The sequence below is a fragment of the uncultured Psychrobacter sp. genome, from assembly GCF_947495825.1.
Taxonomy (GTDB): Bacteria; Pseudomonadota; Gammaproteobacteria; order Pseudomonadales; family Moraxellaceae; genus Psychrobacter.
Genome location: NZ_CANMAH010000008.1, coordinates 85,451 through 99,778, shown reverse-complemented (window position 1 = coordinate 99,778; position 14,328 = coordinate 85,451). Strand labels below are relative to the sequence as shown.

The following is a 14,328-nucleotide window of genomic DNA, read 5'->3' as shown; positions in this document are numbered from 1 at the left end:
AAATTAAGTTGTTGAAAATACTAATTATTTTAAAAATAGATTAGTTTCGAATTTAGATTGAGAAAATAAGAATACTGGATAGAATATGAAAAGTAAAAAGCTAATAAAGAAAGCAGCTATGAAGACTTGGAAATTTTCTTCAGTATACTGCGCGTTTTTTAAACGTAATAAAATTATATATGACTCTCCTTATTTTGTAAAAAAGAAGCTAACAAAGAATGAGGAAAAAGAATATCTTGATTATTGGAAGGCAGTATCACCAATTGTTAATCTTAAAACAGTCGAAATTACTAAGTCAGTATCTGGAATTTTTGATAAAAGAATAGTTCCTGAAGAATTCTTACCACTATATATTGAGCCTAGTTTGAATAATGATAAAAGGGTTGCTTTTTTAGGAAATAAGAGTATTTATAATAAGTGGTTCGGTAGAGGTATTTTTCCGAAAGATTTTTTTCATAAGTTAAACAATAGTTATTATTCTTATGATTTCGAAGTCATTGAAGATATAAATAAATTTATCGAAAATGAAATAACGTCGAAAGATTTTCCAATAGTTATTAAGCCTAATAAAGATACCTATGGTGGTAAAAACATACACTTTGTTAACAATAAAGAACAAATGAAACAAATAATACAGCTATATCCTAATTTGGTAGTACAAGAAAAACTACATCAGTCTCAACTTATTGATGCGTTTAATGAAGAAAGTGTTAATTCTGTTAGGGTTTGTATATACAGAGATAATAAAAATGTACTACATGTAGTTAATGCCAGTATTCGTATGGGAGTCAATGGAAGCTTAGACAACTTATCGGATGGCGGAATTGTTTGTAATATTAAACCAGACGGAATGCTAAATGTTTATGCAAACGATAGATATGCTAAAAAATTTTTCAAACATCCTGATTCAGGTTTTATCTTTGACAACAAGAAGTTCCCTTTATATAACGACATGATTGATACAAGTATCAAAGTTGCGAAAAATATTATAGATGCTCGCTTAATTAGCCTTGATATGGCTTTAGACGCTAATAACATATGGCGTTGTATAGAAATAAATCTAGGTGGACAAACTATATTATTTGCACAGTATGCAGGAGAACCATTTCTAGGTGAATATACAGATGAAGTTATAAGAAATTTACAGAGTAAGTAGTACTATTCAATTAAAATCCAAAGTTTAGAATTAATATTTTAAAAATATATTTAATAAATATATAAATATTTTCTATAAAACTTTTTGTAAGTAGTGCTATTGAGTAGGATGATTAAGACGGTTTTTTTTAAAAACAAATGTTTACATAAATAAATATTTATTTAATTAAAACCAATGAACATTTGTGAATAAAATGTTATTCTTAATATTTACACAGTGGAAATATAAATTACAATAGGTTTACAAGATGAAAGTTTACATAGCAACATTACCTAATGGTTTTTTTGGTAGTACAGGACAAAGTTGGAAAAGCCTTGATGTATATAGATTGGCAGACTTATTAAATTATGAGACCGAAATAGTCACCATTAACGATTTAATGAATATCGATTTTAAGAAAACAGATACAGTTGTTTATACGTCTAGTGATGAAAAACATATAAGGTTCTATTTGCAAGATATTATGCACTTTATTAGTAAGAAGTGCCAAATCTTACCTAATTTCGATATCCTAATGTGTCATGAGAATAAGGGTTTTCAAGAATTAATGAGAACTGAACTGGGCTTTGGGAACCTACCTGGCAATTACTTTTATGATATTGATGATTCTATTCTCTCAATTCCAAAAGTATTAAAAACAGTTGATGGAGCCGGTAGTAGCGGAGTCTTTTTAGTAAAAGAAAAGAATGATTTACGAGATATAAAGCAACAGCATTTCGTTACCTGTAAAAAAAGCAGAAGAATGCAGTTACAAAGAAGAGTTAAATCAGAAAATAATAAGTTCTCGATATATAACTATAGACATAAAGGTTTTAATAGGTTCGTTGAACAAAATTTCATACCTAACTTAACTTATGATTTTAAAATATTGGTATTTGGCGATAGATACTATAGTTTAAAAAGAAATATTAGAGAAGGTGATTTTAGAGCCAGTGGGAGTAACCTTTTTGAGCATGTTAAACCTTCTGATGAAGTTTTAGACTATGCTAAAAATATATTTACTCAAATGAACAACCCATATGCTTCATTAGATATTGCTCAATCTACTGATGGTTGTCATTTAATAGAGTTTCAAGGCACCAATTTCTCTCCTGGCACGTTGTTAAAAGCACCTAGTAGATATCTACAGGTAGATGGAAAATGGATTAAAGAAGAAAATGACAAAGATCTTGAAGCAAATTATGCACATGCTTTAAACCTGTATATTCGAAATAATGAAGCAGTCTCTACCTCTACACCAGTACCGTTTAACATGGTAACTAGAGCTGAGTGTTCTAAAGTTATGTAGCTATTACACTATAGCTGCTTGTAAAGACAGTCTCATATTACTAGAGTTTAATTAAAGTCATTTATAGGTTAGATGATAATAAAATTAATAATTATTGATAAAAATTTAAAAGTGTTGATTAATATTTTAAGGATTTAACATGAAAGTGTATATAGCTACGCTACCTAATGGTTTTTTTGGTAGCACAGGTTGTAGTTGGCAAAGTTTAAATGTCAGTAAGCTATCAAAGCTTTTAAATTATGATACTGAAATTACAACGATAAATGACTTGACGCGTATGAATTTTAATCCAGATGACATTGTTATATATACGTCCAGTGATGAGGAAAATATTAGGTTGTATTTGAGAGATGTTATGTATTTTGTAAATAAAAAATGCAAAATATTACCAAGCTACAATATGTTATTGGCTCACGAAAATAAAGGTTTTCAAGAGTTGCTTAGAACTGAACTGGATTTTGGCAATTTACAAGGGAACTATTTTTTTGATATAGATGATTCTACGTTATCTGTACCAAAAGTCTTAAAGACTATATCAGGGGCAGAAAGTAGTGGGGTCTTTTTAGCAAAAGGTAAAAAAGATATTTCTACTATAAAAAGTAAGTATTTCGAGGTTTCTAAAAAACGAAAAATTATAAAGTTACAAAGAAGATTTAAGTTAAAGGGTAGCGAATTTTCAATTTACAACTATAGACATAAGGGCTTTAACTTATTCATTGAACAAGAGTTTATACCTAATTTATTAAATGTTTTTAAAATATTAATATTTGGTGACAGATATTATTGTTTGAAAAGAGATGTGAGAGAGAAGGATTTTAGAGCGAGTGGTAGTGGTTTATGCAAATCTGTTAAGCCTCCTGAAGAGGTTTTAGACTTTGCAAAAAGTATATTTGATAAATTGGACAACCCTTATGCTTCTTTAGATATCGTGCAATCAGAAGACGGATGTCATTTAATAGAGTTTCAAGGAACTAACTTTGGTCCATTCACTTTATTTAATTCCTCTAGTAGATATGTTTACTTTAATAAAAAATGGAATGAAGAAAAAAACAATAAAGATCTTGAAGAAAACTTTGCTTACGCATTGAATACATTCTTGAGTAATAATTGATTTACTATCTACCGATAAACTTTGGTAGATATGGCTTCTAGACTTAATTGTTCCTACTTGAATGAGAACGTAGATAGAAGAATAGACACAAGTTTATTTAAATTTTGTTGATTTTTCGAAAAATTTTAAATCAACAATTATAACTACTTCTTAAAGGATGCAAGTATGAAAAAGAATATTTATCTAGCTTCACTACCAAATGGTTATTTTGGAAGTGCAAAAAACAGCTGGGATACTTTAAATCTAGAGCGTTTAGCAAGCTCATTCCCTACAAATGTTTATAATATTGAGTTTATAAGTGTTACTGATATACCCAAAATTCATTTTGATTCAAATGACGTTTTAATATACACATCTTTATACAACAATGAAGTAAGGTCATATTTAAAAGACATTCTTTACTATGTAAAAGATCAATGTTTAATAATACCCAGTTATGAAATACTGTTAGCTCATGAGAATAAAGGGTTTCAGGAAGTGATGAAACAGCACCTTGGTAATAATGATTTACCGGGTCAATATGTATTCGATTTGGATCAAGTAAAAAAGCCTATTCCTTTTGTTTTAAAGACTATAGATGGCTCGGGTAGCTCTGGGGTGCAATTGATTAAGAGTGAAAGTGATTTTGCTAAAATTAAGAAGAATTATAGCCAGCTGCCAATTAAACGCACAGTAAAAAAAGTAATACGTTCAAAACAATTGTCATCTGAAAGCTATGCATTATATTCTTATTTTTATAAACCCTTTAAAAGGTTTGTCGCGCAACCTTTTTTAGAAAAATTAAACTGTGACTATCGTGTCTTAGTTATTGAACAACGTTTATATGCTATGCGCAGGGATGTGAGAAAAGGTGATTTTAGAGCAAGTGGTAGCAAAAAATTCCATCATAACAAAGTACCTTGTGAGCTATTGGATTATGCAAAAGAAGTTTTTGACAAATTAGACAATCCTTTTATTTCAATGGATTTAGCTTTTAAAAATGGCAAACCCTATTTGATTGAGTTTCAGGGTACCAACTTTGGATCCTCTGTTATTAGACTGTCCAATGGTTATTATTGTAAAACAGCTGATGGTTGGGAGTTTTTAGAAAAAAAATCATTGCATGAAGAAACCTTATCTTATGGTTTATTGAACTATGTGGAACGTAAAAATGCCTAAGAAAATAGTACACGTTATTATTGGATTGAATGTAGGAGGTGCTGAGCTGATGCTTAAGCGTCTGGTACTTCACAGCCAAAAAACGGGAAAATTTCAACATATTGTTATTTCTTTAACGGATAGCGGTGTTATTGGTCCAGATTTAGAAAATCAGGGGATAAAGGTATATAGTTTGGGTATGACGTCTACTCCTTCAGTACCCAAAACCTTTTTTAAATTGAAGAAGTTACTTAAAGAACTCAAACCTGATGTCGTACAAACTTGGATGTACCATGCTGATTTTTTAGGTGGTATAGCTGCAAAAAGCGTAGGGATAAAAAATATTATTTGGGGTATACGTACGACGGACGTCTCACAAGGTCCTTCAAAGCAAACGGTCTATCTTAGTAAAGTATGCGCCAAGCTATCTTATTACGTCCCTAATTCCATAGTTTGCGCAGCCCATGTATCAAAGAATTACCATATCGGTATTGGTTATGATAAATCTAAGATGATGGTTATTCCTAATGGTTTCGATATAGAAGCCCTCTCTTCTACAAAGGAAGATGGACTCAATGTTCGTAAAGAGATTGGTTTATCCGCAGATGATACTGTTATTGGATCGGTAGGAAGATTTAATCCAGTTAAAAACCAAAAATTATTTGTAGACCTTGCTGCTAATTTAATAAAAGATTTTCCAGATTTAAAATTTATGTTAGTAGGAAGGGACAACAACGTAGAAAATACAGAGTTGATGTCTTGGATAACACAACATGATTTAGCAGATAATTTTAAACTATTAGGACAAAGAGACGATGTACCTAAGTGTCTAAAAGCGATGGATATCTTTTGCTTGCATTCAAAAACCGAAGGGTTTCCAAATGTAGTGGGCGAAGCGATATTAGCAGATACAACATGTGTAGCAGCTGATGTTGGTGACGTAGGTGTCTTATTGGACAAAGAGTCTATCACACCGAGTAACGATGTAGATGGTATTAGTCATGCCATAAAGAATTATCTTAGTTATTCAAAAAGTGCCTTGATAGAAAAAGCAGATGAAAATAAAGACAATATTATTACTCAATACTCTATGAAAGTGATCATAGATAAATTTCACAGTTTATATTCAAAAAATAAAAATTAATAGACGATACTGTAGCGAATAATATGAATATAAGAGCTCCTAACTTCATTAGTTTAAACTCCTTTGTATTGACATCAATACTGGTGATTTTTATTGTAAGTTTTTCAAGTCTGGCTTCATTGAGAGCACCTTTGGTAGTTGTGCATTTTACTTTATTTTATTTCCTTATAATGTATAAGCATCAAATGTTAATAATGAACAAAAGTTTAATATTTATTTTATCGCTTGTGATTTTTGTCGTTATACAAAGTATTATATTCCAAGGTACATTATTGATTATAGTTCAGTCTATAGCTTTGGTTTTATTTTTATTTTTTACATCTCAAATAGCTTTAGCCGAAGGTCAATCTTTTTATCAAAAAGAGCAATATAAAACTTTATCTAAAACTCTACTCATATCGCTTCCTTTTTTTCTTGTAAGCTTCACAAGTTGGTCTGATTTTCGTCAACCTGGGTTATTTATGAACCCAAATATTACTAGTCATCTTGCAATGATGTTATTACCTTTTATTCTATTGGGTTTGGATCATAGGAAATACAAGATTCTAGCGGTGATAATAGTAGCATTAATCACTGTCATTACTGCTTCTAGAAGTGCAACATTAGCATTCATACTAAGTTTATTGTCTTATATTTTCGTTACTAAATTCCCAAGAAGCAGTTTTTTCACGTTGTTTATATTGCTAGCGACTGTACTAGGGATATCTATTTATTCTGTTGAAATAGCAGATTGGGTAGCAGGTAACTTTTCGGGTTTAGCTAGCTCATCTGATTCACGTCTATTAGACACTGGTTATAATGGACGCGATATACTCATGCACCTAGCGCTCGAGAGATTTGAGAGTCAACCTATCATAGGTTTAGGTTTCGATGGTGTTAAATTCGATAGAGGCGGTGGACGTGAGCTTGGAACGCATAATGGACTGATAGAAACTTTGTTAAAGTTCGGTGTTATTGGTGCATTTATTTTTGCTCTATTTTGTTTGTCTTTAATATGGATGACGTCCAAGCATAATGCTAGATTTAAGGCTGCTACGATAATGTCACTTGCAGCAATATTTTCTTTATCTACAAATAGCTCAACTTTTTTTGTACTTAACTACTTGTTTATTTATTCAGTTCTCTTAGTTTATATAGGTTATAGAGTACAGAATAATTTTGAAAGAATGATTCCCGTCGAGCATTAATACATTTTATTAGAGTCGTTTATGAAATTTTTAATTGTAGCTAGTTTTGCCAGTTCTTTAATTGGTTTCCGAAAGCCCCTTATAGTTGCGCTCTTAGAGAAAGGGGTAGAGGTTCATGTAGCCGCTCCAGAACTATTAGATAATAAAGTTGTAATGACAGAACTAACAGAATTGGGCGTCATACCCCATGATATTTCAATGCAACGAACAGGCATCAACCCTATAGCAGATACACAAGCTTTAGTTTCTCTATATACTTTGATGAGAAAAATTAAGCCAAACTATATGATGGGATACACTATTAAGCCTGTCATTTACGGAACGCTTGCCGCTTGGCTTGCTCGTGTGCCTAAGCGTTTTGCCTTAATTACAGGTTTAGGCTTTGCTTTTACCGGAGAGGACGATGATAAGCGCAAACGCATACGTGCTGTCGCTCAAGGTTTATATCGTTCAGCATTGCGTCATTGCCAAGTGGTATTTTTTCAAAACCACGATGACGAGGCCTTATTTCATCGGTTGAATATTGTGTCTCCAAAAACACGTACATGTGTAGTAAGTGGATCGGGTGTAGATATTGAGGAGTTTGAGACTGTACCTTTTGATACGCAAAAACCGTTACATTTTTTATTGATTGCTCGATTATTAGGCGATAAAGGTGTGCGAGAGTACAATCAAGCAGCTCAACAAATTAAAAAGCTACACCCTGAAGTGCAGTTTGATTTAGTCGGTGGTCTTGATGCTAATCCAACTAGCATTACCCAAGCTGAATTAGATGAATGGATTAAAGCGGGTACAGTTAATTTCTTAGGTCGCTTAAAAGATGTACGTCCGGCAATACAAGCTTCCTCAGTCTATGTGTTGCCGTCTTATCGTGAAGGCACACCACGTACAGTACTAGAAGCGATGGCAATGGGGCGTGCAATTATCACCACTGATGCACCAGGCTGTCGTGAAACGGTTGTAGATGGTGACAATGGTTTCTTGGTTCCTGTCAAAGATGTAAATGCTTTAGTACAAGCAATGCTACGCTTTATTGAGCAGCCAGCCTTAATTGAAGGAATGGGTCAGCGTGCACGTTTAATAGCTGAAGAAAAGTATGATGTGCACAAGGTAAATGCTCATATGATTTCTGAAATGGAACTGGAGTAACAAAACATGATGAAAAGAATTTTTGATATTACTGCTGCTAGTGCAGCTCTAGTAATTCTATCTCCAGCTTATGCTCTTATAGCATACAAAGTCAAAAAAAATCTCGGCTCGCCGGTATTGTTTCGACAAATACGTCCTGGGATCAACGGTGAGCCTTTTGAGATGGTTAAGTTCCGTTCTATGAAAGATGCTAGGGACACCGATGGCAACCTTTTACCTAGTAATGAGAGACTGACACCATTTGGTAAAAAACTGCGCGCTAGTAGTTTGGATGAGTTACCTGAACTCTGGAATGTAGTAAAAGGTGATATGAGCCTTGTTGGCCCTCGTCCTCTACTAATGGAATACTTGCCACTTTATAGTGAGGAGCAAGCCCGTCGCCATTTAGTTCGCCCTGGTGTTACTGGTTTTGCCCAAGTCAATGGTCGTAATTCAATAAGCTGGGATGAGAAGTTTAAACTTGATACTTGGTATGTCGATAACCAATCCTTATGGTTGGATATAAAGATTTTATTTAAGACAGTGAAGAAGGTACTAATAAAAGATGGAATTAATACCGATGATGACAAGATCATGGGTAAATTTAAGGGTAATACTGGAGAACAATGATGAACATTTTGATAACTTCTGCTGGACAGAGAGTTTCCCTCGTTAGATCCTTTCAAAAGGAGTTAGCTGACATCGATGAGACAGCAAAGGTTTTTACTGCTGATTTTAATCCAATGTTAGCACCAGCTTGCCACGTTTCAGATGGTTTTTTTCCTGTACCGAAAGTAACTGAAAAAGAATACATTAACCAATTATTGAAAAATTGCTTAGACAATGACATAAAGTTAGTTATTCCAACTATAGATACTGAGTTAAATATTCTTAGTAAAAATATTTCAGAGTTTGAAGAAAATGGTATTCATATAGTAGTGAGTGATGCTTCTTTTATAAAGAAATGTCGTGATAAAAGAAAAACTAATGAGCTATTTGAGAAGTATGGAATAGATACGCCCACACAGTTTGATCAAGATAACCTTGATTTTCCTGTATTCGTAAAACCATATGATGGCAGTCGAAGTGAAGGTATATTTACAGCTTTTGAGCCAAGTGATATAAAAGTCGAGCATATAGATAATGAAAAGCTAATGTATATGGAGTATATCTCAGATACAGAATACGATGAATTCACCATAGATTGTTATTATGATAAAAACTCTACTTTGAAATGTGTGGTGCCACGTAAGCGTATTTTCGTTAGAGCAGGCGAAGTAAATAAAGGCGTTACTAAGAAAAATATTATCGTAGATGAGTTTACAAAGAAGCTTACTAAATTAGAAGGCGCTAGAGGGTGCTTAACTATTCAAGTATTTTTACATAAAACCAAAGATATTATGAAAGGTATTGAAATCAATCCGAGATTTGGTGGTGGTTATCCCTTGACTTATTTGTCAGGTGCAAACTATACAAAATGGATAATCGAAGAATATCTATTGAATAAAGAAGTCACAGATTTTGATGATTGGGAAAGTGATTTACTCATGTTACGTTATGATGCGGAAGTTTTAGTCAGCAATTATAATAAATAGTTTTAGCTTGTATAATATTTAGTTGAATAGAATTTAGCTAGAATGTTAATCGATTAAGTACAAGATTTTTGTCTTTTCGTTTGATACGAAGAATAGAGTGGACTATAAATGGCTTTTACACTAGCACATATGGCAGCTGCATTGCCACTTTATCGAAGTAATAATAAAAACCATAGCGTACGCTGGCTACAGTTCGATGCACTTCTTATTGGTACCATGTTACCCGATATGCATTATTATACATATATTAGTAGTTCGTTTTCTCGACAGTCACATGAATGGGTAGGTTTACTTACCTACAATTTGCCATTGGGCTTAGTGTTCTTCACAGTTTGGAATTGGGGTCTAAAACCTGCTGCTTTCGCTCTAGTCCAACCGTTTTTGATAAAACGGGCAGCAAAGTCTTTTAATCTAAAAGATGTAGACAGAAAAAATAGTCGTAATAAGGTTAAAAGGTATTTTACTGGCTATGCTGATAGATATTGGTCGTTTGCAGGTATCAAAAAACGAGTCCTACATAAGGTAAAGTCTTTTTATCTGCCAGTAGTACTAAGTTTAGTGTTCGGTGCATTTACGCATCTGATATGGGACGGAATTACCCATGCTGATGGCTCTATTGCTCGTCATATTGACTGGTTACAATACCCTTTGTACTTTTTCCCATTTAAGGGAACAAGTATCGCTAGGTTGTTACAATATCTAAGTTCAATAGTAGGGTTAGGAGCGTTGTTTTGGTTTGTCTTATTACGGGCAAAGGACTGGCAGATTAACACCAAAGACGTCGCTAAAGAGACAGAAACAGATACTATAGTAACGTTAGTGTTTTCCAAAAAACAGAGTGTAATAATCATTGCTTCAATGACTACTTTATGTTTGGTATGGGGTATACAGGCAGTCTTAAATTGGTATCCGTCTTTAACTAGCAGTCCTTATAGGTTTGCGGCAGGGGTGTCAGTCAGTTTACTAAAGAGAGTTACTTTATTGTGTGTTAGCTATGCTGCTTTATACCATCTGACATATTTTCTTCAAAATACATATCGGCAGTATAGAAAATAATAAAGTAGTTCGGTTGCATAATATAGTTCTAAAGGTTTTTACTGTATTGAAAATGCATAGGGATTTTCAGACAGAGCTTTGATGTGATAGTACTGGTTATTTTTTGTACAGTTAATATAAAATGATTTTTAAATTGTTTATCCACTTTACAAACCAAAAGTCATTACCAGAAATCTAACTAAAAGTGCATACAAAAATATAGCCAATCTATTTAATTTAATTCGTAATATGACTAGGATTTTCTAATATATTCGGATTTAAGAATATATAATTTTACTAGATTATTTACATATCAAAACTTGGAAACGTCATGATTCTTATACACAATGCGCTCATTAACAATATAAAACGCTCTGAAGCGGCTTATAAAGTTTATCAGAAAGGTTTGACCTATCATCAGGCCTTGCATGTTTTTCATGCTAATAAAAAGATATACGACGAGCTTATACTATTATTAAATAATAATAGCCTAGATGCTTCCATGAGCAGAAAAATCTTTAATTATATTTTTTATCTCGAAGATTGGTTTGTGCAGTTTTCAAAATTAGAAAAAGAAGTTAGTAGTCTTGAAGATCGTTTTTCTTTTGAGTCACTCAAGAATAGTATCGCTTATCCAGCCAGTTTTCTTGATGACGTTATAAAGTAGCGCATAACGAAGTAAGAGTGTTTAAGAATAGATAGTTAATTTAGAAAAAATGAAGTATGACTACCCATCGATTTTATAATAAATAAGGAAGCTATATGCTAAACTCGCCTTTTTCACCTTGGCCAAGTTTTACACAAGAAGAAGCTGACGCGGTCAGTAAAGTTTTATTGTCTAATAAGGTAAATTATTGGACAGGGCAGGAATGTCGTCAATTTGAGCAAGAGTTCGCTGATTGGGCAGATAGTAAATATGCCATCGCATTAGGCAATGGTACTTTGGCCTTAGACGTGGCTCTACAGGCGCTAGATATTGGCGAAGGTGATGAAGTCATTGTGACGCCACGTACCTTTATTGCCAGTATTTCTAGTGTGGTAAATGCAGGTGCTACGCCTGTGTTTGCTGATGTTGATGAGTCTACTGGTAACATTACCCCAGAGACAATTGCTGCTGTTATAACTGATAAAACAAAAGGTATTGTATGTGTGCATTTAGCAGGTTGGCCATGCGATATGGATGGCATAATGGCGCTTGCAGATAAGCATAATCTATATGTCATTGAAGACTGTGCGCAAGCGCATGGTGCTCATTATAAAGGCCGTAGTGTCGGTAGTATCGGGCATGTTGGCGCATGGAGCTTTTGTCAAGACAAGATCATGACAACTGGCGGCGAAGGCGGCATGGTCACTACAAACGACGAGAGTCTATGGCGTAAGATGTGGGCGTATAAAGATCATGGTAAGAGCTATGCTGCTGTGTATGAAAAAGAGCATCCACCTGGCTATCGTTGGTTGCATGAGAGCTTCGGTACTAATTGGCGCATGACTGAGATGCAAGCAGTAATAGGTCGCATTCAGCTTGAGAGAATGTCGGATTGGACCGCTAAACGTACTGCAAATGCCCAAGCAATTCTACAGGCTTGTACTCAATGGGAAGATAAAGGGTATTTGCATGCGCCAAAGTTAGAAGAAACGCCAGAGTTTGCAGATTCCAAGCACGCATACTATAAGCTCTATGTCTATGTGAATGCTGATAACCTGCCTGAGGGTTGGTCGCGTGATCGTATCATCGAGGAAATCAATCAGCTAGAAGTGCCTTGTTTTTCTGGATCTGCTTCTGAAGTCTATTTAGAAAAAGCATTTGATGGTACGGGTTTACGTCCTGAAACCAGGCTGCCAGTTGCAAAAGAGCTTGGAGAGACAAGCTTGATGTTCCTAGTTCATCCAACGCTTACTGAAGCTGAAATTGAAAAAACGGTTGAAGCAATCAACACAGTGTTCGATAAGATAGATAAATCAATTTAACCATAGAGCTAATATTCTAATCACAAATCAAGACCTGCCACCAATAGCTGGTATATCTGGCATTGGTGGTAACTCATCTAACTTAGTCAATCCAAATGCATCTAAGAATTGCGGCGTCGTATGGAGTAGGGCTGGGCGGCCCAATGTTTCTTTATACCCATCCTCAATGATCCAATTTTTATCGAACAGTTGCCGCAGTATATTGCTCGATAGCGCCACACCGCGTACATACTCTATGTCGCTGCGAGTCACTGGTTGTTTATAAGCAATGACACTTAGCGTTTCGAGTAGCGCTTGGCTTAGGCGTTCTTGACGTTGGGGAAAGACGCGCTGTATCAACGCACTGTAGCTATCCGCTATTTGTAGGCGATAACCGCTAGCTGTCTCATGCAAGCTGAGGACACCAGTGTCTAAGCGCAGCTGTAGTAACTCTAAAGCTTGGGTTAACTCTTTATCAGATAAAGATAAATGCTTCTTGATAGCATTTGCAGTGAGCGGTGCTTCTGAAGCATGTAACAGTACTTCTATGTGTTTGCTCATCTCTTCAAGATGCAGGTGATTAGTATCTGTCATTAAACATTCTCTTTTCAAAACTATCAGGCCAGCCACTGTAACGTTATTGGTTCGATTGGATTTGCAAGCTCGTTATTAATAGTGGCCTTATCTGTCAAATCAGTACTCACCACACCAACCAACTGCCGCTTTATCAGCTCTAGTACTGCGACGAAGCTGACTACAACACCTATCTTACCTTGTGCTTTATCTAATAGCTCATAAAAAGAGTGTGTGCCATCAGTGCTTAACTGCCGGCTAATACTAGCAATACGATCAGAGAGGGGGACAGTATCGACTTTGATAGAATGCATCTGATAATCGGGTTGTAGCTGCATTTTAAATAAGCTATCAATCAGTAAGTTTGGAGAGTAGCTGGGCAATTCGGCATTCATAACATCTTGATTAGGCATACTCACCATCGCCAAAAACACATCACGTTCAAGACGAATAAGCGTATCTAGACGCTCGCTGGCTGCTTTGATTTGCGCATATTCTTCTAAACGCTCAATGAGTTCTGCTTTTGGATCGCGCTCATCGCTCGGTGTTTCTGGAGAAGGTAGTAACAGCTCGGTTTTAATCTCAATCAGTGTAGACGCCATCAGCAGATAGTCGCCTGCCAACTCAAAATGCTCAGTATCCAACTCGCCAATATAAGCCAAATACTGCTCGGTGATAGGCAAAATCGGCATTTGAGTGAGATCAACGTTGTTTTTTTTGACCAAATACAATAAAAAGTCTAATGGTCCAGCAAACTGTTCTAGCCAAATGGCAAAGGCACCAGGCGGCACATACAGATCTTCTGGCAAGTGCTGCACTGGTGTCTGATAAATGCGTAAAGACATGTCATTGGCAACTGAGTCGTTATCTTCGCTTTTAGTATAGAAATGCTCAGTTGTTTGATACGCATTTACAGAAAAAACAGCCTTTGGTAAGGCTGCTTGTTTATCTTGTGGTTCAGTTTGCACGTTTAGCATCCATCCTGATACGACAAATTATACCAATAAACCAATCGTCTGCATTTAGC

14 protein-coding genes are annotated in these 14,328 nt (G+C 34.8%); 12 read left to right on the top strand and 2 right to left on the bottom strand.

Features of this window, described 5'->3' with window-relative positions; genetic code table 11:
• Positions 1 to 85: 85 nt before the first annotated feature.
• The 12 genes from Q0895_RS09850 to Q0895_RS09795 all read left to right on the top strand — a co-directional run bounded on the left by Q0895_RS09850 (position 86) and on the right by Q0895_RS09795 (position 12,749).
• Positions 86 to 1,156: a sugar-transfer associated ATP-grasp domain-containing protein gene (locus Q0895_RS09850; protein ID WP_299188350.1), complete on the top strand. Its 1,071-nt coding sequence runs from the start codon at positions 86 to 88 to the stop codon at positions 1,154 to 1,156.
• Positions 1,157 to 1,403: 247 nt separating this feature from the next.
• Positions 1,404 to 2,444 (top strand): hypothetical protein, encoded by a 1,041-nt coding sequence (locus Q0895_RS09845; RefSeq protein ID WP_299188348.1) that lies wholly within the window; start codon positions 1,404 to 1,406, stop codon positions 2,442 to 2,444.
• A 139-nt stretch (positions 2,445 to 2,583) separates the two neighbouring features.
• Positions 2,584 to 3,555 carry a hypothetical protein gene (locus Q0895_RS09840; protein WP_299188345.1) on the top strand — a complete coding sequence of 324 codons (972 nt, stop codon included), beginning with the start codon at positions 2,584 to 2,586 and terminating at the stop codon, positions 3,553 to 3,555.
• Between the two features lie 165 nt (positions 3,556 to 3,720).
• Positions 3,721 to 4,713 (top strand): hypothetical protein, encoded by a 993-nt coding sequence (locus Q0895_RS09835; RefSeq protein ID WP_299188342.1) that lies wholly within the window; start codon positions 3,721 to 3,723, stop codon positions 4,711 to 4,713.
• Positions 4,706 to 5,836 (top strand): glycosyltransferase, encoded by a 1,131-nt coding sequence (locus Q0895_RS09830; protein ID WP_299188339.1) that lies wholly within the window; start codon positions 4,706 to 4,708, stop codon positions 5,834 to 5,836. Before Q0895_RS09835 ends, Q0895_RS09830 begins: the two co-directional genes overlap by 8 nt.
• A gap of 23 nt (positions 5,837 to 5,859) precedes the next feature.
• Complete coding sequence (locus tag Q0895_RS09825) at positions 5,860 to 7,023, top strand: O-antigen ligase family protein (RefSeq protein ID WP_299188336.1); 1,164 nt, start codon at positions 5,860 to 5,862, stop codon at positions 7,021 to 7,023.
• Positions 7,024 to 7,044: 21 nt separating this feature from the next.
• Entirely contained in the window at positions 7,045 to 8,172 is a 1,128-nt protein-coding gene (locus Q0895_RS09820) for a glycosyltransferase family 4 protein (RefSeq protein WP_299188334.1), read from the top strand.
• Positions 8,173 to 8,178: 6 nt separating this feature from the next.
• Positions 8,179 to 8,781, top strand: coding sequence for a sugar transferase (locus Q0895_RS09815; protein ID WP_299188331.1), 603 nt, complete (start codon positions 8,179 to 8,181; stop codon positions 8,779 to 8,781).
• A complete protein-coding gene (locus tag Q0895_RS09810) occupies positions 8,778 to 9,746 on the top strand; it encodes an ATP-grasp domain-containing protein (RefSeq protein WP_299188328.1) in 969 nt (322 codons plus the stop codon). The genes Q0895_RS09815 and Q0895_RS09810 overlap by 4 nt, the downstream gene beginning before the upstream one ends.
• Before the next feature lie 108 nt (positions 9,747 to 9,854).
• A complete protein-coding gene (locus Q0895_RS09805; protein WP_299188325.1) occupies positions 9,855 to 10,802 on the top strand; it encodes a DUF4184 family protein in 948 nt (315 codons plus the stop codon).
• Between the two features lie 310 nt (positions 10,803 to 11,112).
• On the top strand, positions 11,113 to 11,448 hold the full coding sequence (locus Q0895_RS09800) for a hypothetical protein (protein WP_299188323.1): 336 nt from the start codon (positions 11,113 to 11,115) through the stop codon (positions 11,446 to 11,448).
• 95 nt (positions 11,449 to 11,543) lie between these two features.
• Entirely contained in the window at positions 11,544 to 12,749 is a 1,206-nt protein-coding gene (locus Q0895_RS09795) for a DegT/DnrJ/EryC1/StrS aminotransferase family protein (protein ID WP_299188321.1), read from the top strand.
• A gap of 27 nt (positions 12,750 to 12,776) precedes the next feature.
• On the opposite strand, the gene scpB is transcribed toward Q0895_RS09795, so the two are convergent.
• Positions 12,777 to 13,322, bottom strand: a complete 546-nt coding sequence (gene scpB, locus Q0895_RS09790) for an SMC-Scp complex subunit ScpB (protein ID WP_299188318.1) — start codon at positions 13,320 to 13,322, stop codon at positions 12,777 to 12,779.
• A 23-nt stretch (positions 13,323 to 13,345) separates the two neighbouring features.
• Positions 13,346 to 14,146, bottom strand: coding sequence for a segregation/condensation protein A (locus tag Q0895_RS09785; protein ID WP_299188529.1), 801 nt, complete (start codon positions 14,144 to 14,146; stop codon positions 13,346 to 13,348).
• Positions 14,147 to 14,328 lie beyond the last annotated feature (182 nt).